This window comes from Paenibacillus harenae DSM 16969 (assembly GCF_000422465.1).
Classification (GTDB): domain Bacteria; phylum Bacillota; class Bacilli; order Paenibacillales; family Paenibacillaceae; genus Pristimantibacillus; species Pristimantibacillus harenae.
In genome coordinates, this window is sequence record NZ_KE383843.1 from 818,499 (window position 1) to 839,847 (window position 21,349).

Annotated in this window: 19 protein-coding genes; 2 read left to right on the forward strand and 17 right to left on the reverse strand. The window is 51.6% G+C overall.

The genetic code is table 11. The annotated features are described in order from the left end of the window. Window positions 1-171 precede the first annotated feature (171 nt). The 4 genes from H581_RS0123230 to H581_RS0123245 form a co-directional block, all read right to left on the reverse strand. On the reverse strand, window positions 172-1,557 hold the full coding sequence (locus tag H581_RS0123230; protein WP_028612101.1) for a UDP-N-acetylmuramoyl-tripeptide--D-alanyl-D-alanine ligase: 1,386 nt from the start codon (window positions 1,555-1,557) through the stop codon (window positions 172-174). A gap of 132 nt (window positions 1,558-1,689) precedes the next feature. Further along, window positions 1,690-2,808, reverse strand: a complete 1,119-nt coding sequence (locus H581_RS0123235; RefSeq protein WP_028612102.1) for a mandelate racemase/muconate lactonizing enzyme family protein — start codon at window positions 2,806-2,808, stop codon at window positions 1,690-1,692. Window positions 2,809-3,042: 234 nt separating this feature from the next. Then, entirely contained in the window at window positions 3,043-4,926 is a 1,884-nt protein-coding gene (locus H581_RS0123240; protein WP_028612103.1) for a B12-binding domain-containing radical SAM protein, read from the reverse strand. Window positions 4,927-5,102: 176 nt separating this feature from the next. Further along, window positions 5,103-6,644, reverse strand: coding sequence for a stalk domain-containing protein (locus H581_RS0123245; protein ID WP_028612104.1), 1,542 nt, complete (start codon window positions 6,642-6,644; stop codon window positions 5,103-5,105). 192 nt (window positions 6,645-6,836) lie between these two features. Here H581_RS0123245 and H581_RS0123250 point away from each other — a divergent pair, with 192 nt between their 5' ends. After that, entirely contained in the window at window positions 6,837-7,766 is a 930-nt protein-coding gene (locus H581_RS0123250) for an RluA family pseudouridine synthase (RefSeq protein WP_028612105.1), read from the forward strand. A gap of 33 nt (window positions 7,767-7,799) precedes the next feature. Here the strand turns inward: H581_RS0123250 and H581_RS0123255 are convergent, their stop codons facing one another. From H581_RS0123255 to H581_RS0123275, 5 genes are all read right to left on the reverse strand, one after another. Next, entirely contained in the window at window positions 7,800-8,684 is an 885-nt protein-coding gene (locus tag H581_RS0123255) for a carbohydrate ABC transporter permease (protein WP_028612106.1), read from the reverse strand. 12 nt (window positions 8,685-8,696) lie between these two features. Further along, complete coding sequence (locus H581_RS0123260; protein WP_028612107.1) at window positions 8,697-9,578, reverse strand: carbohydrate ABC transporter permease; 882 nt, start codon at window positions 9,576-9,578, stop codon at window positions 8,697-8,699. Window positions 9,579-9,671: 93 nt separating this feature from the next. Further along, window positions 9,672-11,006: an extracellular solute-binding protein gene (locus tag H581_RS0123265; protein ID WP_028612108.1), complete on the reverse strand. Its 1,335-nt coding sequence runs from the start codon at window positions 11,004-11,006 to the stop codon at window positions 9,672-9,674. 126 nt (window positions 11,007-11,132) lie between these two features. Beyond that, window positions 11,133-11,924 (reverse strand): response regulator transcription factor, encoded by a 792-nt coding sequence (locus H581_RS0123270; RefSeq protein ID WP_036719624.1) that lies wholly within the window; start codon window positions 11,922-11,924, stop codon window positions 11,133-11,135. Then, window positions 11,924-13,675 carry a sensor histidine kinase gene (locus tag H581_RS0123275; protein WP_028612110.1) on the reverse strand — a complete coding sequence of 584 codons (1,752 nt, stop codon included), beginning with the start codon at window positions 13,673-13,675 and terminating at the stop codon, window positions 11,924-11,926. Before H581_RS0123275 ends, H581_RS0123270 begins: the two co-directional genes overlap by 1 nt. 80 nt (window positions 13,676-13,755) lie before the next feature. On the opposite strand from H581_RS0123275, the gene H581_RS0123280 reads away from it, so the two are divergent. Then, entirely contained in the window at window positions 13,756-14,097 is a 342-nt protein-coding gene (locus H581_RS0123280; RefSeq protein ID WP_028612111.1) for a DUF1904 family protein, read from the forward strand. Here H581_RS0123280 and H581_RS0123285 read toward each other — a convergent pair. From H581_RS0123285 to nikA, 8 genes are all read right to left on the reverse strand, one after another. After that, window positions 14,094-15,392: an MFS transporter gene (locus tag H581_RS0123285; RefSeq protein WP_028612112.1), complete on the reverse strand. Its 1,299-nt coding sequence runs from the start codon at window positions 15,390-15,392 to the stop codon at window positions 14,094-14,096. The two genes, H581_RS0123280 and H581_RS0123285, sit on opposite strands and share 4 nt — an antisense overlap. 200 nt (window positions 15,393-15,592) lie before the next feature. Next, window positions 15,593-15,955 (reverse strand): DUF1304 domain-containing protein, encoded by a 363-nt coding sequence (locus tag H581_RS0123290; protein WP_028612113.1) that lies wholly within the window; start codon window positions 15,953-15,955, stop codon window positions 15,593-15,595. A gap of 35 nt (window positions 15,956-15,990) precedes the next feature. After that, window positions 15,991-16,815: a nickel import ATP-binding protein NikE gene (gene nikE, locus H581_RS0123295; protein ID WP_028612114.1), complete on the reverse strand. Its 825-nt coding sequence runs from the start codon at window positions 16,813-16,815 to the stop codon at window positions 15,991-15,993. Next, window positions 16,812-17,024: a hypothetical protein gene (locus H581_RS0123300; protein ID WP_028612115.1), complete on the reverse strand. Its 213-nt coding sequence runs from the start codon at window positions 17,022-17,024 to the stop codon at window positions 16,812-16,814. Before H581_RS0123300 ends, nikE begins: the two co-directional genes overlap by 4 nt. Next, a complete protein-coding gene (locus H581_RS0123305; protein ID WP_028612116.1) occupies window positions 17,021-17,857 on the reverse strand; it encodes an ABC transporter ATP-binding protein in 837 nt (278 codons plus the stop codon). The genes H581_RS0123300 and H581_RS0123305 overlap by 4 nt, the downstream gene beginning before the upstream one ends. Beyond that, on the reverse strand, window positions 17,827-18,708 hold the full coding sequence (nikC, locus tag H581_RS35140; RefSeq protein WP_051251257.1) for a nickel ABC transporter permease subunit NikC: 882 nt from the start codon (window positions 18,706-18,708) through the stop codon (window positions 17,827-17,829). The genes H581_RS0123305 and nikC overlap by 31 nt, the downstream gene beginning before the upstream one ends. Continuing rightward, window positions 18,705-19,649 carry a nickel ABC transporter permease subunit NikB gene (nikB, locus tag H581_RS0123315; protein WP_028612117.1) on the reverse strand — a complete coding sequence of 315 codons (945 nt, stop codon included), beginning with the start codon at window positions 19,647-19,649 and terminating at the stop codon, window positions 18,705-18,707. Before nikB ends, nikC begins: the two co-directional genes overlap by 4 nt. Before the next feature lie 18 nt (window positions 19,650-19,667). Further along, window positions 19,668-21,305 (reverse strand): nickel ABC transporter substrate-binding protein, encoded by a 1,638-nt coding sequence (gene nikA / locus H581_RS0123320; RefSeq protein WP_028612118.1) that lies wholly within the window; start codon window positions 21,303-21,305, stop codon window positions 19,668-19,670. Window positions 21,306-21,349: the final 44 nt, after the last annotated feature.

Here is a 21,349-nt window from a genome sequence, read left to right on the forward strand (position 1 = left end):
ATAAGACTGGCTAACCGCCTATTCGTTACAATCTTATTCAAAAGATATTTAAGCATTAAGATTCAGCATACATAGTGGCTCAATCCATGATTGCAGATGAACGGGCTGCCGAATATCTCGGCAGCCCGTTTGTCGCGGTGGATCCATTTGTCTAAACCATTTCTTCATTCATTATCCCAACATCGAACATACATCTTCTAATTTTAAACCTCGCGATCCTTTAATTAAGACTACATCATTTATACCCAAAATTTGGTTGCATTCATCCGCAAGCTCGGCTTTAGAAGTAAAATGCTTCGCAACCCCGCTGTAACCGGATGATGCGAGCGTGTCCGTTATGACTTTACTAATCTCTCCATAAGTGTAAACTGCATGGACTTTTGAGAAGTCAATACTGTTAGCCACTTCAACATGGTAAAGCCTTTCTCTTTCTCCGAGCTCCAGCATGTCTCCTAGTATGAAGATAATCTTGTCATACCCTTCCATGGATTGTACAGTGTCGATTGCCGCATTCATTGAAATTGGGCTCGCATTCCAAGCATCGTTGATAATAAGAAATCCTTTCTCAGATTGAATTCGTTCCATTCTCATACTAGAAAGTCTAAGATTCAAAAGACCTTGTTGCATATTTTCTGCAGTAACATCGAATAAGTCGGCGACAGCAATCGTTATCAGCGCATTGAGTACATTATGACTGCCAAGCAGGGATAAACGGATCGGCCTATCGTGTTTATTCGTTGAGAAGCGCAAACCTGAAGAAGTAAATTCTACACCTACAGAATAATAATCATTGGATGTTTCTACTCCAAAAGTGATCATTCTCAACGTTTCCGGAAGCTGCCGATGTTCAAGCTCATGAATGAGTAAGGATTCATCGCCATTTAAAATAAAAGTACCTTCCGGGTTTAGCCCATCCAATATTTCTAATTTAGCTTGTGCAATTCCTTCTCTGGATCCAAGTGTAGAAAGGTGAGAAACGCCGATCATCGTAATGATGCCTATATCAGGCTTAGCGATCTTAGAAAGAATACTGATTTCCCCTTTATTGTTCATACCCATTTCCAAAACGACAACCTCGGTACCTTCTTCAACTTCTAATATGGATAAGGGAAGCCCATATTCGCCATTTAAATTCCCGTATGTCCGATACACTTTATACTGGGTTCCTAATACAGAACTGATCATATCTTTAACCGTTGTTTTCCCGTTGCTGCCTGTGACACCAATAATTTTAGAAGGGATTTGATTGCGATATGCCATTGCGAGGGTGTGCAGAGCCCTGAACGTATCATCCACCAATATAATGGGTATTTCTGACGGAGGAGGTCCATGATCGATTTGCCACAAAGAAGCTGCTGCCCCTTTTTCGACAGCTTGTTGAACATACTTATGCCCGTCATCCAATCGAATGATCGGAATGAAAAGATTCCCCGGCACAATCGTTCGAGAATCAATGGAAACACCATGTACCGAAAGCTCATGGATAGTATCGGATTTGTTTAATAACTCGGTTCCATCCGTCATCTGTACTATTTCTTGAAGGGAACGTCTGATCAACTTTATCCCCCTTTCTTCTCACTCTTACATTATGACACAAACTATGGGAAAAATTAACGATTAATGCCGTAAACCGCCCGTAGAAAAGCAAAAGAGCAGCTGCCGCAGCAAACTGCTCCTTTTCGTTCTCGCTTATCCGTAACTGCTTCCATCCCAGCTATAAAATGCCAGAAGGTCCATATCGATCTCGGTCCCGATCCCGTTGCCGCATGGAATGGCAAATTCACCGTTCGAAGGCTGAATAGGAATCAAGCGAGTAAAAGGGTTCTCCATCACATCCCATTCTACGGGCTCAATGGCATCCTCCTCCATCTTGCTCCACGGCTCCAAGCTGGCTTGAACGAAAAGGGCATATAAACGTGTCAGTGCTCCATCATAGGCATGAGGCGTCATACGGATGCCAAATGTTCGGGCGAGACTTGCCGTTTCTCTATATTCGTCTATCCCTGCAATGTGCAAGGGATCCGGCGTGATGAAATCCAAGGCATGCCCGGAAAGCAGAGGAATAAAGTCCGCCGTACTTTCCATATTTTCGCCGCCGGCCAAGGGTACAGCCAGCCGTTGTCTGAGCGTTCGGTATTCGGTGACTTGCTTGACCGGAATCGGCTCTTCAAACCATAAGACATTCGGCCATTTCTGAAGCAACGATTGCCACTGGAGCGCGGCAGCCGCATCATAGCTTTGGTTCGCGTCCAGCACCAGATTCATTTTCCCAAGCAGAAAGTTCTGTACGGAGAGGATGTGTTGTTGATCCTCCGCAATTGACTTGCCGCCTATCTTAACCTTGAAGGTGCTAAAGCCTTCGGCAGCCGCTTTTTCAATCGCTTTAACGGATTGCTTCTGCCAGCTCGAATCCTCCGAATAGGATTGAAACGAAGCATAAACGGGCACTTTTTCCCGAAACTTACCGCCCCAGAGGTCGCATACGTTAAGCCTCGAATGAGAAGCTATGATTTCGATTAAGGCCATACTTACGGAGGCGGCCGCTCGCGCATGCCATTTTTTGATGGTCCGGACTAATTTGCGCCTGTCGGCGACGGATTGCCCAATCAAATAGGGGATGATCCGTTCTTGAAAACCTTTGTGCAGCGTTGGCAGCCAATCGACGCATTCGCCCCAGCCGGAGGCTCCGCTATCTGTCGTGATCCGAATCAAATAACAAGTCCGATATGCTTTCATGCCGTTAGCATCCCCGTATGGTTTTGGAAGTTGATAGAAGAGCGGAAATGTTTCGACGGTTTGAATTTTCAAACAGAATGCCTCCCAGCTTTTTCGTTCTACGTTTATTATGTTAGGCGCCGCTTATTTTATGTAAAAATATAGTCATGAACCTCCTGAGAGGACTTGCTGCATATGTAAATCATAGCTTGCAAGAAGGCTGGCGACCCAGGAGATATAAGCGGCAGCACAAAAAAGAAACTGCGCCATCGTACCGCTGCACGGCAGTCCGCCGGTTACGATTGGAACAGTTTCTTTTTGTAAAATCTACAGCGGCAAAGCTCCGCTCTCTGCCTCTACGGTGAGCATATAAGGACGAGCCTTCGGCTTGCTGCTGCCCGCTTCAATGGCATAAAGCACCGCCAGCAGCGTGTGCCGTTCCTTATTCACCCCGCCGGAAGCGAGGTATGCGGCCAGATCAAACGGAAGCTTCTCAATAACGGCATGCTTCTGAAGGTCCCTGTCGCCCATACCCAGCGCGGCGAAATCAGCCGATACCTCGCTTGGCCGCTCGGCTAACCGGCGCATCCATCCGCTCCACTCCGTCTTGTCCATCGTAAATTCCCACCATGTTTTGCGCGGCTTATAATTATGGTTAAGGAAATAATCGTATTTCATCAGCCCAAGCACGACATCCAGGTCCAGACGGGCACCCGCATAGGCAATGATCTCCTCGAACGAGTGACCTTCGTCTGCTGCTTCTTGTTGCGGCGCCGAATTCGAGTCCGGGCTTGAAGCAGGCAGCGATTCAAGGAATGCCCACAGCCGCGAGAAAAGATCCTCCAGCTGATGGCCGATCTTCTGCCAGCCGCTCCGCTCCCAGAAGTCGCCGAATGCTTGAAAGAAATCGAACGGCGACGGAAACACCCGATCGACCAGATGAAGCAGCGTATGATCCATCCGGTGCGCATTCCAATACTTCTCGAGGACATCCTCCACGCGCTTAATCCGGATGATATCGGCAAACGGCATCAAGTCGTTCCCCAGCATTTCGTAAGGCGATCTGTCCATATAGATATAGCCCCATTTGCCGGCTTCGCGGCGCAGCCCGGTGCCCCGCAGCATTTTCAGAAAGCCCAGCTGCAGCTCCTCCGGGCGAAGCTCGAACACGTCATTGAACGTTCCGCGGAACGTGCCGTAGTTCTCAAGCGGCAGTCCGGCGATTAAATCGAGATGCTGATCGATTTTCCCGGACTCCTTCACCTTCGTTACGGTACGGACCAGCTTCGACCAGTTCTGTCTCCGCTGAACCGCTTCGTTCGTCGGATCATTCGTCGACTGCACGCCGATTTCAAACCGGAAGATGCCCGGCGGCGCGTGCTCGGCCAAATAATCCAGCACCTCAGGACGCATAATATCGGCCGTAATCTCGAATTGAAAGACGCAGCCGCGATGATTTTCGATCAGGAAATGAAAGATCTCCAGCGCATAGTCGCGCTTAATGTTAAAGGTACGGTCGACAAACTTAATCAGCTTCGCGCCCGAATCGATCAAATAAAGGATATCCGCCTTCGTGCGCTCCATATCATAGTAACGAACGCCGACCTCGATGCTGGATAAGCAGAACTGGCAGCTGAACGGGCAGCCCCGGCTTGTCTCGAAATAAACGACGCGGCTCGCCAAGTGCGGAATATCCTCCTGAAAACGGTGCGGCGAGGGCAGCTCATTCAAATTCAGCTTCGGCCGGGGCGGATTGGTGATGACCTCCGTACGGTCCTCGCGCCGCTTCCGGTAGGTGATGCCGAACACCATATGGTATTTGCCGTCTCCTTCGATTTCCGTCAGCAGATGATGGAAGGTCTCCTCGCCTTCCCCTGCAACGATGAAGTCAACCTCCTGCACGCGGTCCATCCAATAGTCCATATCGTAGCTGACTTCCGGTCCTCCGAGTATGATTTTCACTTCAGGCATAATTTTGCGCAGCATATTAACGACCGTTACCGTCTCTTCAATGTTCCATATATAACACGAGAAGCCCACGACGTCGGGCTGGCGCGAGAAAATATCCGACACGATATTCATCGCCGGATCCTTAATCGTATATTCGGCAATAGCGATATCGAACCGCTCGCCGCTGTATGCCTTCAGGCATCGCAAGGCGAGCGAGGTGTGAATGAACTTCGCGTTTAACGTGGATAAAACCACTTTCATAATAGGACCTCTCTAACTTATGCATTTGCATAACAGGCATTCGGCGCTTCGAAGCGTTCCAACTTGGTTCAATAACGCCTGCCTGCTGCGCGATGCCTTCTATTGTATCGAAAATCAACGCAAAAAAGAAGAGGCACCCTTTCCGCGGAACGCGGAAACAAGTGCCTCGGATCATGCTAGTCTCTTACTGTAATGTGCAGCTGATCTTTAAACTGCATGTCGATGACCGGATAACGGACGCGCCATTTCCCCCCGCCGAGCGATGTGACCTCGCCGTCCGCGAAGCCGCGCGGCTCGAAGCCGAATTCCCGCTCGTAGGAGATAACCACCTGTATCTTCTCATCCGGCAGCATATCATGGAAATCATAGCCCATATTGATGGCCCACATCCGAAGCTCCTGCGCCGTCGCAGGACCATAATACATATAGAACAGCGGATCGATGTCAGCGCTTAGCACAAGCCAGCCCGCAGCATCCCGCTTTGCTTCCCATTTCGTGAATTTAGCCGCGCCTTCGGTTGTAGATACCGAGGAGAACTGGTCAGCCAGCAGCTTCTGAATGTCGGTCAGCGGAGCGCCGACTAACGTAGAAGGCAGTCTGGACGGAAGGAATTTCGCTTTTTCCACCATTTCCTCCGTCAAATCTTCAACGAGAACAGCCGCATGAAATACCGATACGGCAAAATTCAAATCCGCATTCGTGCCGGAATAGCCAAGAGTCGTAATGCCGACCAGCTCGCCGTATTCGTTAAACAAAGCGCCGCCGGAGCTTCCATGGTCAATCGGCGCGCTTGTCTGCAGGTATCGGACGCCGGCTTCGAACGTAATGTTGCTGATCAGACCGTCCGATACCGTGTTTTGCAATCCGAGCGGGCTTCCGACTGCGATGACCTTATCGCCCTTGCCGGAATCCAGCGCATAAGTGATCTTAACCGCCGCAACATCCAGTTCGTCTTCCGTCTTAATGATCGCGAGATCGGAGTGATCGTCGTAATCCACAACACCCGCAACCTTTATTTCATCGCCGTAAAGCGTCAGAACGGTTGCCGAGGAGGCATCCGAGACGACATGATAGTTCGTCAGAATCAAGTTGTCCCCAATGACAACGCCGCTGCCTTGGCCGCGATTCGTCGTAATGAGAACGACGCTTTCATCGTATTGGTCAACGATCTCCGCCGTTGTAAGCAGCGGCAAGCTTTCCTGTTCCCCCAGCCAATCCTCATATTCCGCATCGGCAGCCGCCTCCGGGGTCGTAATGCGTACTGCGTTAGCTGCGCTGTCCCACGTCAAGGTGGCGTGCAGCGCTCCTGCTATAGAACGTACCGGAACGAATGTCACATTGTTTCTCACGACGGGGGCAGCGTCCAGCTTCACCGTATTCCCGTTAACAACCGCTTCCTTCTTGCCAACTGCAAACGATACCGTAATATTGCCCTTGCGGCCGATAATCGTCTGGGTCTTGCTCTCCCATGTGAACGACGTCCCCAGCGCTTTGAAAATATCGCGGGCCGGAACGAATGTTACGCCCTTCTCCGCAAAAGCCGGCGCCGACAGCGACAGCTTCTCTCCGTCAACAAACACCTGCAATTGCTTTGTTGAGGCAGTAACAGCCTTCGCCGCGCTTGCAGCCGAGACCGTTCCTTCACCCAGAGCAGGCAGCGGAGCCAGCAATAAACCGGCAACGAGCATAGGACTGATCAGCGACTTCATGAATTTCATTTTCACGCCATGTTTCCCCCAAATTCTCCTGTTATCTCCACGTTAAAACTATCAAATTCATCGTATCATCCAACCAAAGCTTTGTCTATGAAAATAGGTTTCATAGACAGCGGGAGTATCAGGGCCGATAGATTAGAACAACAGCCGCCACTCGTGGTATAGTAGGAGCATTGAAATGAGGAGGTTACCTACATGCATAAGGGGACAAAACGCCCAAGCAGCCATCAAGCGCAAGCAGACAAAAGCAAAGCCTATCCGGTTACGGAACCGATGGAGCTGCTGCCTTTTCTTATAAAAAATATTTCCGGCTCCGGCCGCAATGCGGTGAAGTCGATTCTGGCACGCGGCCAGGTGTCCGTGAACGGGAAAGCGACAACGGCCTATAATCTTCAATTGCAGCCCGGACAGACGGTAACCGTAAGTAAGGAAGGGCCGAAAGAAAAGCTGCCGTTCGAGGGATTGTCCATCCTATTCGAGGACGAGCATATTATTGTCGTCAAGAAGGATGCCGGCCTCTTGTCCGTAGCCTCGGATACGGGCAAAGAAAATGAGCTGACCGCTTATCGTCAGCTCATGGCGCATGTCAGGATGGATCATCCGAAGAACCGGATTTTCATCGTGCATCGCCTTGACCGCGATACGTCCGGCGTGATGATGTTCGCGAAGAGCGAGGCCGTGCAGCAGCAGCTGCAGAACAGCTGGCAGGATACCGTGCAGGAGAGAACCTACGTGGCGCTTGTCGAAGGCCAGGTCAAGAAGGAGCAGGGAACGATCACTTCCTGGCTCAAGGAGAGCAAAACGCTCAAAATGTATTCCAGCTCTCATCCGAACGACGGCCTGCATGCGGTTACGCATTACAAGGTGCTTCGTTCGAACAAAAGCTTCTCGCTTCTTGAGGTTCAGCTTGAAACGGGCCGAAAAAACCAGATTCGCGTGCACATGGAGGACATCGGCCATCCGGTAGCGGGCGATAAGAAGTACGGCGCTCGCACCCGAACGCTCGGCCGTCTAGGACTTCATGCCCGCGTGCTTGCGTTTACACATCCGGTTACGGGCAAGCTCGTCCGCTTCGAGACGGAAATCCCCAAGCTGTTTCTTCGTCCGTTCAACGTTGAGACTTAATGTAATCCGGCAGGGCGGCAGGACGGCGGGCGTCTAGCCCTTAACCGATCCTGCCGCAATGCCTTCAACGATCCGGTTGCTCATAATAAAGAAGGAAATCAGTATCGGCAGTATGCTGATCATTAACGTCGCGCCGATCGCGCCCCAATCCGTCGTATATTGACCGATAAAATTTTGGACGCCGACGGTCAGCGTCTTGAACTTGTCGGAGCTGATGAACGTATTGACGAATACGAACTCGTTCCAGTTATAGATCATATTAATGATGGCCGTCGTGGCGACGACGGACGAGGTCATCGGCAGCACGATTTGAAAAAACATACGGTTCACGGAGCAGCCGTCAATGACGGATGCCTCCTCCACCTCACGCGGAAGCGCGTAATAGAAGCCTAACAATATCATAATCGTAATCGGCAGATTAAAGGCGATATACGACAGGATGATCGATAACGGATGGTCGGTCAAATTCAGTTTCAGAAACATGCTGAATAACGGGATAAGCGTAGAATGAATGGGAATCATCAAGCCAATCATAAATAAGCCAAGCACAAGTTTGCTGCCCTTCCACTTCATCCTTGTGATCGCGAAGGTCACGAAGCTGGCAAGCAGCACCGTAAAGACGACGGAAATGACCGTGACCCATACGCTGTTAAAGAAGTAGAGGCTGATGTTGCCTTCCGTCCATACCTTGGCGTAATTTTCCCAATGCGGACTCGGCGGCAGCGCGAATGGCGGTAAATTAAAGACCTCCTGATTGTTTTTCAAGGAAAATATGAACAGCCATACGAGCGGCAGCACCTGCAGGCAAGCAACGGCAACCAGCACCACGTACAGCAAGCCGACGCCGATTTTCCCTAATCCGCTTTTCCCTTCATAGGACTGCTCCGCCGGGAGACGACCTGCGCTTACTATTTTCATGTCCGTTCCCCCTTACGAATATTGAATCGTATCTTTAGATTCCGTCAGTTTACGGATAATCCATGTAATAATCAAGCAAATCAACAGCAGTACGAAGCCGACCGCGCTGCCGAAGCCGAAGTCGAAGCCGCGGAACGCCTGGTGGTACATATACGACGCCATAACCTCGCTCGCGCCGTTAGGCCCTCCGTCCGTCATCACGTAAATCAGATCAAAATATTTCAACGAGCCTACGACCGCGAGTACGATCGTAACCTTGATCACTTCCATAATAAGCGGCAGCTTGATGCGGAAGGCGATCTGCCAGGCGTTCGCGCCGTCGATCTTCGCCGCTTCCTCAAGCGATGCCGGGATGTTCTTGAGCGCCGCGTAGTAAATCAGGATATAGAATCCGGCATACTGCCACAAAATCGGGATGAACAGCGCGCCAAGCACCAGCGATGTTTCAGCCAGCCAGGCCGGCGGATTGCTAAAGCCGAGCGATTCGAGAAAGCTGTTCAGCACGCCGTTCGTCGGGTGATACACCTTCAGCCACAGCTGGGCGATCGCGACGGATGAAAGCAGCATCGGAATCAAATAAATTTTACGGAATGTATTTGCTCCTTTCACCTTGCCCGACAATACAAGCGCCACCAGCAAATAACCGAACAGGCTGACCGCCGAGAATACGGCAAGCAGCAGCGAATGGCCTGCGCTTTGCCAGAAGGCGTTATCTTGAAGCACTCTTGCGTAATTATCGAAACCGGTGAACTTCATCGCTCCGATACCGTTCCATTCCGTCAAGCCATAGTACCCGGTCAGCACAATCGGCACATAGATGATTGCCAATATAAGAAGCAGCGCAGGCAGGACATAAAGGGCAATGACGTATTTATTCGACATTACTTTATCCATAATCGTTCTCCTCTCTAAGCTGGCACAAAAGGGAAGGGACATATCCTTAACTTGCGGACATGTCCCTTGCTCCGTCAGGGAGACGAGGGTCGCTTAGTTCCCCTCCGCAATCGCTTCCTCATGCTTCTTCGCGAATTCTTCCGGCGTGACCGCTTTGCCGAACAACGCTTGAATCATGTTCAAATGCGTCTGGGCCGCATCCGGCTTTAGCTGCACGTCTGCAAACAGCGTCAGGTTGCTTGCATTGTTCAGCTCATTGAGCAGATCGATGTACAACTGCGGCAGTTCAACCTTCGCTGTGTCCACCTTCGTTGCCGGGATAACGCCCGCGTCGACAACCGATTTCTCGCCCCACTTTTGCACAAAATAGTTCACGAACGCTTTCGCTTCATCCTTCACCTTCGAGTTCTCGGCTACGAACAAGCCTACGCCCGGTCCACCTACCCAGCTGTTAATGTCGCCTTTGCCGCCCTCGACGGACGGGAATTTGAAGAAGCCTACTTTATCCTTGAATTCCTGCGGGATATCCGGGTTTGTCGTAAAGTTCGGAAGCTCCCATGTTCCCATCATGTACATCGCCGCTTGCTCGTTCATGAATTCGGATTTGCCTTCGTCATTGGACAAACCGTTGAAACCTTTGTTAAACGCGTTCATGTCCACGAGCTTTTGAATTTCCGCCGCGCCTTGAATGAGGCTGGGATCCTCGAACGTTCCCGTACGGTTGATTGCGTTCTTCAACGTATCGGCGCCGCCCAGGCGGTCAGCCATATACATGTACCAGAGCGAGCCTGTCCAGCGGTCCTTGTTGCCGAGCGCGATCGGAGCTACTCCGTTTTCTGTCAGCGTTTGCACAACCTGCAGAAATTGATCGTACGTTTGCGGAACTTCCAGGTTATATTTCTCGAAAATCGCTTTGTTATAGTAGATTGGCGAAATGTTCAGCTCGATTGGGAGCGCATACGTTTTTTTGTCAATCGCGTAAGCTTCCGTCGTTCCCGATACGAATTGACCGTTCAGGTCACCGCTCAGCAAATCATCAAGCGGCGCGAACAGATTTCCTTTGGCATAAGGCTCCAGGAAGCCGGCCGCCCACGTTACGCCTACATCCGGCAATTGGTTTGAAGCGGATATGACCTTCAGTTTATTTTTGTACTGCTCGTTTTCCAATATTTCCTGCTTAACCGTAACGTTCGGATGTTCATTCTGGTACTCGGCAATAATATCGTTGACCAGCTTGTTCTGCTGCGCCGAGCTGCCGGCCGGCCATAAGTGCATGAAATTAATCGTAACCTTCGAGCCGGAGTCCGCCGCGTTTTCATTGCCTCCCGCCGCTTGACCGCCGTCGTTCGATTTACCGCCGCAACCCGCTAATACGACTGTAAGCGCTAGCATAAGAAGCAGCATTGATGTAACCGTTTTTTTTGTCATGCCGTAATCCCCCTAAATAAAAAAATTTCCGCGGCGACCAGAAACAATGTAACCGCTTTACATTGATTCTAACACCGCGGAAGTCTGACTATAAGCTACCGCTGATTAGGTATTATTCCACTTTTATTAGATTATATCCGAGCCGTCTATCAGACTGCTGCGGTATTTGCTTGGACTCGTATTTTCCATCGATTTAAATACTTTAATGAAATATTTATCCGTCTGATATCCGACCTGCTCCGCGATTTCCCCAATGGACAGCCGCGTCTGCGCAAGCAGCTGCTTCGCGCGCTGCATCCGCCGGCGCGTCAAATAATCGCTGAACGTCAACTGCGTCTGCTCCTTGAACAGCACGCTGAAGTAACTCGGATTGAGATGAAGCATATCCGCCAGCTGCCGCATGCCGATGGCCTCGCCGAGATGGGTATCGATATAGGCAATCGCCTCTCGGACCGGTGGGCTGTAACGCGATTCTTCATCGCCCGTCTCCAGCAGCTTGGTGTCTACAAGCTTCTCCATCTTCTCGATCCGGTTCCGCTTCTCGTCCACCTGCAGCGCCTGTTCGACCGTCCGGACAAGCTTCGCTTTGTCGATGGGCTTCAACAGGTAGTCCACAACGCCAAGCTGGAGCGCCTTCTGGGCATAATCGAATTCGGGATGGCCCGAGATGACGATGACAACCGGCTTATGCGGCTTGCTCTGCAGCGCTTCAATCATAGCAAGGCCGCCCAGCTCGGGCATCCGGATATCGGTGATGAGCAGTTGGACTAAGCGCCGATCCAGAATGGCCAGCACTTCGACCGCGCTGGAAGCCGTTTCGATCGTATATTGTCCGGCCGCCCACGCCTCAAGCGTTTTCTTGATTCCCTGCCGGGTTCTCGGTTCGTCGTCCACGATAAGTATCGTCTTGTTCTGCATTATACGGCTCCTTCAGATTCGCTCGGTATTTCAAAGCTGACCGTAGTCCCCGATCCGGATCTGCTGTCGATACGCAGCCCCGAGGCCTTGTCCGCTTCCGCGTCAAAATATAGCTTCAACCTGCGCTGGACGTTCACGATCCCGATTCCCGTCCCTTTGGACGAAATCGTCGGACCGCCCTCCATCGCGCGTCGCAGCTCTTGCAGCGTCTCCTCATCCATGCCCGGTCCGTCATCCTTAATCGCGATGCGAATATACCCCGGCTGCTCGGACGGCTGGATGCTCACGGATACGGCGCCTTCGCCAATCTTGTTCTCCACCCCGTGAAGAATCGCATTCTCCACCAACGGTTGTACAAGAAGCTTCGGAAGCTTCACGACGTTATGCTCTTGCGTCGTTACAATGTTCCAGGTCAGCCTGTCGCCCAGACGCATCTTCATAATTTGCAGGTATCGTTCGACATGCTCCAGCTCCTCGCCGACGGTAACCCACTCGTCCCGGTTCGGATTGCTGATAATATACCGGAATAACCCCGACATCGCGACGACGAGCCCGGCCAGCTCGTCCTCTCCCTTCTCGTCAAGAGACCAGTAGAACGCCTCAAGGGTGTTAAATAGGAAATGGGGATTTATTTGCGCCTGCAGCGCTTTCAGCTCCGTTCTGCTCTGAAGCATTTCCTTCTCGTATACGACCTTGATCAATTCGTTCATATGATCGACCATTTGGTTATACGTATTGTTCAGCTCGTTGATTTCCATTGTGGAAGAAACCATCGGATTCGGTCTCAGGACGCCTAGACGGGCGCCGCGCATCGCCTTGATCAGTTTGAAGATCGGCCTCGTGATCATCGTCGATAAGGTGAAGGACATGATGAGGAAGAGGAGCGCCCCGATCAGTCCCGAAGCAAGAATCGCGGTACGCAGCACGGAGATGCCATCCGTTATTTCGCTTACCGGCGTAAAAATGCTCAATGTCCAGCCGGATGACTCCGAATGCTGTTTGACGACCAGGTACTCTTCGCCGCTTGAATCGACGGCCCTGCCTTCCTGGCCGAGCAGCTCGGACGCGGCAGCCGCATCGCCGAAGTCGGACACAATCGGATGGCCTGCCCGGTCCGTCAGCAAAATGTTTCCCGACTGGTTCGCTCCCGGCTCATTGAAATCGAAATAAGACCGCTGTATCCGGGCGACGATATATCCGCCGTGCGAATACCAGCGCTCCATGAGAGAAACGCGGCGGATGGCCAGCACCGAGCCGCGGTCGTTCGGATCCGGGCCGATCCATACGAGCCCTCCCTTCGCCATGTCAGCGCTGTCAATCCAATTCCGGGCCACTCTGTTCTCCAGCCGGTTCTCATCCAGCGGGAATAATCTGCGGTTGTCCGTCGTATAGAGCTCCAGCGACTGTATGCCGGTTACGTAGGCCTGATAGCTTTCGGCGACCTGCTGAAGAGATTGCCGCTGGTCGAAATTCGCCTTCTTGCCGTCAAGCTCCGCGACCAGCAGCTTCTGCAAATAGCTGTTTGTCGCAACCTGCGCGGTCAGCATGTCCATCTGCTGCAGCAGCGCATCCAGCCGGCCGTTCGCCTGCACCGCGGTCTGCTGAATTCGCGTCTCCGCGCTATTTTCAAGCAGCTTCGCCACTTTGTCATAGGTCACGATTCCCGCTACGAATAGAATAATCGTCATAACAAGGAAAAATCCGATAAATATTTGATTGCGAAGCGTGTTGAATTGATGTAGTCTCCCCATTGTATGTCTCACCCTTCGGTCGCTCTTGCCTGTATGCTATACTAAACGTACTTATTTTAGCACATGAGGAGGAATTAGCTATGCCCCATTTATTGTTTCGAGGCATTCCAGCTGAACGGTTGAAGGGCGCGAGCGCGTCTCTGGCGGAGGAGCTGGCCGCTGTCTGCGGCTGCGGAACCGACAATTTCACGATGTCATGCCTGCATTCGGACAACGTGTTCGGCTTCGGGGAGGGAGAGACTTCCTTCGTCTTCATCGAGGTCGGCTGGTTCGAGCGGGGACGGCTGGTGCGTAACCGTTTCGCCGAAGCCGTGACACGGTCCCTGCGAGAGCTGGGTATTGGCGAAATCGAAATCGTCTTCAGCGCCTACCGCGAAGACAGCTATTACATAAATGGCGAGCCAGTCGGATCAGGATCTTAGGAGGCTTCTCCGGTACGGGATTGACCGGATTGACGGATTGGGTAGAAATAGAAAAAGATTAGCGCGAGGATAAGCGCCAGAAACGGAATAACGCTCAGCATGGAGCGGATCCCCCAAACGGCCGTCTCGTTCTGGAGCGCATCCTTCACATAGCCGCTCGCTTCCAGAATAACGCCAAGCACCACGGCTTGCAGAGATACGCCCCACCTGACGATAAAACCGTTCATCCCGAAATACATGCCTTCCCTTCGCACGCCCGTCCTGCGCTCATCCTCATCAATGATTTCAGAGAGCAGCACGTCGAGCAGAACAAGCAGGCCTGCCAGGCCGATTCCAATTCCTGCCGCTGCCAAGGCCGCTATGGCGACCTTGGTCACCGCTAAGAAGGGCAGCATTGCCAGCGCATAGAGGCTTACCGCAACCATAACCGTATGCCTTGGCCCCCATTTTTGAACAAGCCTCCCCCATACATACACGCAAGGAATTGCGGCGATGAAGATCGCGCCCAGCAGAATCGAGTTGCTGTCCTCCGGGGCCCGAAGCACGTATTTTGTGAAAAAAGGAATAGCAGCGGGCAGCACGGCGAATGTAAATTGCACAAAAAAGCTCCCCAGCACGAATAATACGAACGCTTTATTTGAAAAAGTAAATTTTAACGATTGCAGAAAGCTTATATCCTCGCGTTGAACGACTATTTTCTCTTTGCTGGACATGACCATTAGGATAAAGAAAAGAAGCGCGATCCCGGCGAATATCGCGCCCATCGGCCCCCAGCCCAAATTGCCGTACACGAGCGGCGGCAGCGCCACGCCGATAATCATGCCGACGATGCCGAACATTTGGCGCCAGGACGATACGGAAGCCCTCTCCTGGATCGTCGTGAACATTTCCGGGAACAACGCCGAGTAATTCAGCACAACCATGACAAACAGCACGTCATACAGGAGCACAATCGTCAGGAAATACCAGAACAAAGCTGCGCCGGTCCCGACGGGAAACCAAATCGCCGTAAACAAGGCCGCGAGCGGCACCATGCCGAAGAGCATATACGGGATCCGCCTGCCCCAGCGCGATTTCGTCCGGTCGGACAAATGCCCGAAGAACGGATTAAGCACGGCATTCACGATGCCGTGAATGACCATAGCGGCGCTGATTAAGCCCGGCCTGACGCCGAGCACGTCCACATAATAAAACACGATATAGGAAGCAAAGGCCTGGGCGATTAAATTGACGGATAAATTTCCCGAGCTGTACGCTAATTTCGATTTAAAGCTGGCAGTGGACAAGGACAACACGCTCCCCTGGGCTCGATGAAGATTAACAGCTTAAACGCTTGCAACATGTTCATCTTACCGCACAATTCCTTTTTATTCCATCAAAATGTATGAGGGAGAGCAGCCGAACGGGATTTGAGATTATTGGCGGGGTAAAAATGTATTTATTCGTAATTTAAGCACCATAGCCATCGATAAAGAGTAGAACCGGTTACCCGTTACTAAAGGAATAGAACAGCCAAAATGGCTAATAAAGCCGGAAGCCCTTGCGTAAACAAAATCGATCTTTTCGCCGACAAGCCTCCGTAGACAGCTGCCACGATTACACAGCCGAGAAAAAACAATTGAATCTGATATCCGAACGAAACGTTAGGATGAATCAGTCCCCAGATTAGACCTGCCGCCAGAAAACCGTTATAAAGTCCTTGGTTGGCAGCCAGCGATTTTGTGTTTTCCGCAAATGTCTCGGTCGTGCCGAAAGTTTTCCTCGCCCTTGGCGTATTCCACATAAACATCTCCAGCACCAAAATGTAGACGTGCTCAACCGCGACCAAGGCAGTCAATAAAACGCCAATCCATGTCATATACGTTCCTCCATTTTTCTCTAATCATTCCATCTTTACTGCTTGATAGCGCTCTCTCTGCCCAACCCGCGATCCCGAGGATGCTCCGGAAGAACTGAAGCGAACAACTCGCGCACTGCGGGATGCGCGGAGTCTGCAAGCCCGGATTTATCGCGGCAATGCTCCACAATCTGTCCTTTGTCCATTACGGCCAGCGAATCCGAAATAACATGGGCGGCCTTTATATCATGCGTAATAAAAAGATACGAAAGGCCAAACGTCGCTTTCAATTCACTAAGCAGACTCAGGATCCGGGTTTGATTCACCATATCCAGACTGCTGACGGCTTCGTCCAATACGATCAGCTTCGGTTTCAAGGCGATCGCTCGCGCGATGTTTATACGCTGGAGCTGACCGCCGCTGAAAGCATGGGGGTACTTCCGCATATCGTCTGCCTTTAACCCGACTGCCTCAAGTAGCTCTCCAACCCGTCGCTTCCCTTCATCTCGGGTGAGCTTCTCGTAATTATTCAGCGGCTCCGCAATGATTTGTTCAGCCGACATTCGCGGATTGACAGAGGAATAACAATCTTGAAATACGACCTGCAAATCCCTGCGAAGCTGTCTGGCTGCTCGCGTATCTGCATAGTAGAGGTCATGGCCCTGAAAGATAATCCGCCCCTGTCGCGGCTGCTCCAAGCCAAGAATGACCTTGCCCAGCGTACTCTTGCCCGCTCCGCTCGATCCGAGCAATCCCAGGCATTGACCGCGTTCAATCTCAAACGACACATGTGAAAGCACGGTCGTAAGGCTACCTGACCGCCACAGCCGATTGGATGAGCGATACGTATGAGAGATATTTTCAACTTGTAAGAGACTCATCCAACCCTCTCCTGTCTTCTTGATGCCAGCGGAGCAAGCAGCAATGCCGTTAATCCGATCCCGATACAGCTCGCGAATATAACACGATACAAATATACATCCGCAACGAAATTAAGAAACAGGGTACCGGCGGACGGACCGAAAACAGCGTTCAGAAGGGACGATCCCTCGCCTCCGTTTGTAACTGCTGCTGTATTCTGCCGGTTCATGCGCGCGCATACTCCTTTAACGACTCAGGCTCTCTTGCCTTCAAGGTTGGCCGTGCCTGGAGAAGCTGCTTCGTGTACGCGTGCTGCGGATGATCGAACAGTTGATACACATCCGACCTTTCGACAATCTGCCCCCGCTGCATAACGATCACATCGTCGGCCAGCTCCGCAATAACACTCAAATCATGAGAGATTAATAGAACCGCTGTGCCGTTGTTCTCGCGCAGCCGGTCAAGCTGCCTCAGTACCTGCAGCTGATTCGCCGCATCCAGCGCTGTCGTTGGTTCGTCCGCGATGATAACCGCAGGTTTCAAGCACATGCAAATGGCAATCATCACACGCTGCAGCATCCCCCCGCTGAGTTGAAACGGGTATCGCCGCATCAACTCAGCGGCGTTCGGCAACCGTACATCCTCCATCGCGGCGATAGCGAGCTCGGCAGCTTCATTCCTGGTCATGCGGGCATGCGTTCGAATCGTCTCAACGAATTGGGAGCCAATCGTTGCGACAGGCGAGAATGCATTCATTGGATTTTGCATAATAAGCCCGATGTCCTTCCCGCGAACGGATTGCATGGTGCTTAGCTTCAGGCCGGTCAATTCGGTTCCCATTAGTCGTATACTTCCCTCAACGAGGATCCGCTTCCGATCAAGGAGCCGAAGCAGCGCCAGACTCGTCACCGTCTTTCCGCTGCCGCTCTCGCCAACAAGACCAAGCACCTTGCCGGCATGCATTTCGAAATTTATACCGCGGACGAGAGAAACGATGCCGTCCGGCGTATTCGCCTGCACCTTCAGTCCGTTTACTTCCAATACCGGCTCCGTCTGTACCATTTAAGCTCCCCGTCCTTCCCAAAACGCTTCTTGACGCCAAGTCGTTCCGATAATGCTTCACCAAGCAGATTAAACATGACAACGATAAGCAAAATGAGTAACCCCGGATACATCATAAGTTCCGGATTACTGCGAATATATGCTTTCCCTTCATGTATCATAGAGCCCCACTCAGGCGATGGAGGCTGAATGCCAAGACCCAGAAAGGAAAGAGCGGCAATATCCATAATGGCCCAGCCTATCTCCAGCGTCCCCATAACCACAATCGGGGGAAGCACGTTCGGAATGATATGCCTCCGAATGATATTCCACTGCGAGGACCCGCTGATTCTTGCTGCGGCAATGAAGTTTCGCTCCTTCAAACTGATCACCATCCCCCGGAACATCCGGGCATAATAAACCCACTGCACAAGCACCATCGCAAGCACGACCTGCGCAAGGCCCGGACCGAACACGCCGACCAGACCGAGCACGAGCACGAGCGACGGGAAAGCCATGACGCCTTCGCAAAACCGCATGAGAACATAATCCATCCACCCGCCAATGTACCCCGACAAGGTTCCGATAAGCAGTCCGATCCCAAGCGATGAAATGAAAATGAGCGAGGCAAAGCCCAGCGAAACGCGTGCTCCGTATAACAGACGAGACAACATGCAGCGTCCCAAATGGTCGGTTCCCAGCGGATACTCCCATGATGGCGGACTCAGCTTGTGTGCCAGGTTCACCTGTATGGGGTCATGCGGCGCGATCCAGGGCGCAAGAACCGTCAGCAGAAACAATGCCAACAAAACAACTGCGCAGGCTATTGCGATTTGGGGACTTCCGAAGTTGGCCCGTATTGCCCGAATCATCGCTCAGCCCCCCCTGCCCTGGATATACGAGGATCAAGCGCCATCTGCAGAAGGTCCACGATCAAGTTGCATACGATGAACAAGCAGGCCGAGAGAAGCACATAGCATTGAATAACCGGTATGTCCCGGTTAAAGATCGCTTCAATGAAATACCTGCCGAAACCCGGCCAGGAAAACACTTCCTCTACGATTATCGTACCGCCGAGCAATTTGCCCATATTCATCCCGAGTCCGGTCAACATCGGCGAAATCGCAAGTCTTAGGACTTGCTTGCCCAGAATGACACGTTCTTTCAGTCCTCTTGTTCTCGCATACAACACATAAGGCTCCTCCAATTGTTCCAAAACAGTCGTTCGCAGCAGACGGGAATAAATGGCGATCAATCCCATCGCCAATGTTAACGAAGGCAGCAGTAGATGCAGCCACGTATCTGCTCCCTGGACGGGAAGAAGATCCAGCTTGACGGAGAAAAAGAAAATGAGCAAGTACCCCAGCCAGAACTGAGGAATCGATGCCCCTATAAAAGCAATAAGCCTGCTCGTATGGTCGACAATGCCGTTCTTGTACAAGGCAGAAAAGAAACCGATTGGAACGCTTATGAGTACGGCTAATACGATGCTGCCGAACGCCAGCTTAAGTGTGGCAGGAATTCGCTTTGCTACTTCCTCCCAGACAGGCTCATTCGAAAGATAAGATGTGCCGAACTCAAGTCGGCACATCTTCATCAGGAACTGGGCGTATTGAACGGGAAGCGGCTGGTCCAAGCCGAATTCATGTCTTTTCTGCGCGAGAATCTCGTCGGTCGGATGAATGTGCGCCGCTACAAGGTAGGCTTCGGCCGGATCGACCGGCGAGAGATGGACTAAGATAAACGCCAGCAGCGTGGCAAAGAAAAAGAGTGGTATGACGGCAAGCAGCCGTTTCCCGATAAAGCCGCCCATGTGTAGCCTCCCTGACGATTACTCGATAATCTGCAGACTGGAGAATGCATTAGCATCCCGGTTTGCCGGAAATTCAACGCCGCCCAGTTTCTTGTCTGCAACGACCATTTTCTTCACATAAGAAATCGGAACGATCGCTGCCTGCTCTTGAAGCGTCGTCAGAATGGAAGCGTACAGCTCTTCGCGCTTCTTCTCATCCGTCGAGACGAGCGTATCATGAATTTGCTGATCGAGCTGCGCCTTCATCGGCAGATTAGCCAGCGCTTCCGCAATGCCGAAACCCTTCTCAGCCGTAATATGAATATAGGAGTGCGGATCATACGGCGAACCGTAGTTGCTGAAAAAGTTCAGGTCAAAATCATTTGCGCGGAACCTTTTAATTTGCTCGGTCAGATCAAGACCGGTAATGTTCAGCTTAACGCCGATCGCGGCCCACTCGGACTGCAGCGTTTCGGCCATCGGCTTTTGAATTTGCTCGGCTTTCTCATAGATCAATTCAAGCTCAAGCGGCTTGCCGTCCTTCTCGCGAACCGTTTTGCCCTCAGGCAGCTTCCAACCCGCTTCATCCAGGTATGACTTAGCTTTCTCTATGTCGTAAGGGACGGGTGTAACCGAAATATTCGTATATGGCAGGTTAGTGGACAACAAGTTATCGGCCTTTTCTTCGAATCCCGACGTTACGCCGTCGACCATCGCCTGTTTGTTAAAGCCCGCCTGCAGCGCAAGACGCACGTTCAATTCCGCTAACGCCGCATTAGCCGTATTCAATACCAATTGTCTCGCAGCAACAGGTTCGGAGAGTTTGGTCTCATACTCACCGGACTCCTCGAGCTGCTTGTATGCATCCAGGCTAATGATCCCTTCGCCATAAATCAGGTCGAGCTCGCCTTTCTCGAAAGCCAGTACGCGCGTATCGCCGTCCGGAATGATCTTGATGACGATTTTGTCGACCTTCGGCTGCTCGCCCCAATAGTTCGGGTTACGGGTAAATGCCGCATATTCGTCCGTTTTGTAATCGTTCAGCATCCATGGGCCTGTACCGATCGAGGCCTTCACGCCTTTCGATGTATCGCCGTCATCAGGAAATCCGGCCTCCCCAAGGAAGCGGACAGGACGAACGACAGACAGTTCCTGTATTGTCGGATAGTAGGCTTCTTTCAATTTAAGCTTAAATGTAAATTCGTCTACTGCCTCGGTCTTCTCCAGAAGAGAGATAAAACCAAGCCAGCTATGATTGTCGACATTCTTCATAATGGCATCGAAGTTCTTCTTAACGATCGATGCGTTAAAAGCAGAACCGTCGGAGAACTTTACGCCCTGCCGGATTTTAAACGTATATTCCCTGCCGTCCTCGGAAATCGTCCAAGACTCGGCCAATGCAGGCTCCAGCTTGCCTCCGGCTCCGTAATTGACCAATGGCTCGAAGATCATCGATTGCGCAATGAGCTGCGACGGATTGTACACGTGCGGGTTCATCGGCCCGATATCACGCGGCCAAGATAGGGTTACGACCTTTTCTGCCGGCGTTTGGCTTTCCGTATTATTCTTTTGCGCTTGCGTATCCGCCGGTTTGGAACAGCCGGCAAGCGAGGCGGACAAGAGCAGCGCGATAGCCGCGATTAGTAAAACCATTGATTTTCTCTTTCCTGCGTTCATTCTTGGATGACCCCTCTCATTTCCTCTACTCCAATTAAAATGAT

Excerpts from the sequence above, each read along its gene's own strand:
- H581_RS0123240 (WP_028612103.1), bottom strand. The coding sequence starts at position 4,926 with ATGAAAGTGGTTTTATCCACGTTAAACGCGAAGTTCATTCACACCTCG.
- H581_RS0123245 (WP_028612104.1), bottom strand. The coding sequence starts at position 6,644 with ATGAAATTCATGAAGTCGCTGATCAGTCCTATGCTCGTTGCCGGTTTA.
- H581_RS0123250 (WP_028612105.1), top strand. The coding sequence starts at position 6,837 with ATGCATAAGGGGACAAAACGCCCAAGCAGCCATCAAGCGCAAGCAGAC.
- H581_RS0123255 (WP_028612106.1), bottom strand. The coding sequence starts at position 8,684 with ATGAAAATAGTAAGCGCAGGTCGTCTCCCGGCGGAGCAGTCCTATGAA.
- H581_RS0123260 (WP_028612107.1), bottom strand. The coding sequence starts at position 9,578 with ATGGATAAAGTAATGTCGAATAAATACGTCATTGCCCTTTATGTCCTG.
- H581_RS0123265 (WP_028612108.1), bottom strand. The coding sequence starts at position 11,006 with ATGACAAAAAAAACGGTTACATCAATGCTGCTTCTTATGCTAGCGCTT.
- H581_RS0123270 (WP_036719624.1), bottom strand. The coding sequence starts at position 11,924 with ATGCAGAACAAGACGATACTTATCGTGGACGACGAACCGAGAACCCGG.
- H581_RS0123275 (WP_028612110.1), bottom strand. The coding sequence starts at position 13,675 with ATGGGGAGACTACATCAATTCAACACGCTTCGCAATCAAATATTTATC.
- H581_RS0123280 (WP_028612111.1), top strand. The coding sequence starts at position 13,756 with ATGCCCCATTTATTGTTTCGAGGCATTCCAGCTGAACGGTTGAAGGGC.
- H581_RS0123290 (WP_028612113.1), bottom strand. The coding sequence starts at position 15,955 with ATGACATGGATTGGCGTTTTATTGACTGCCTTGGTCGCGGTTGAGCAC.
- nikE (WP_028612114.1), bottom strand. The coding sequence starts at position 16,815 with ATGAGTCTCTTACAAGTTGAAAATATCTCTCATACGTATCGCTCATCC.
- H581_RS0123300 (WP_028612115.1), bottom strand. The coding sequence starts at position 17,024 with ATGAACCGGCAGAATACAGCAGCAGTTACAAACGGAGGCGAGGGATCG.
- H581_RS0123305 (WP_028612116.1), bottom strand. The coding sequence starts at position 17,857 with ATGGTACAGACGGAGCCGGTATTGGAAGTAAACGGACTGAAGGTGCAG.
- nikC (WP_051251257.1), bottom strand. The coding sequence starts at position 18,708 with ATGATTCGGGCAATACGGGCCAACTTCGGAAGTCCCCAAATCGCAATA.
- nikB (WP_028612117.1), bottom strand. The coding sequence starts at position 19,649 with ATGGGCGGCTTTATCGGGAAACGGCTGCTTGCCGTCATACCACTCTTT.
- nikA (WP_028612118.1), bottom strand. The coding sequence starts at position 21,305 with ATGAACGCAGGAAAGAGAAAATCAATGGTTTTACTAATCGCGGCTATC.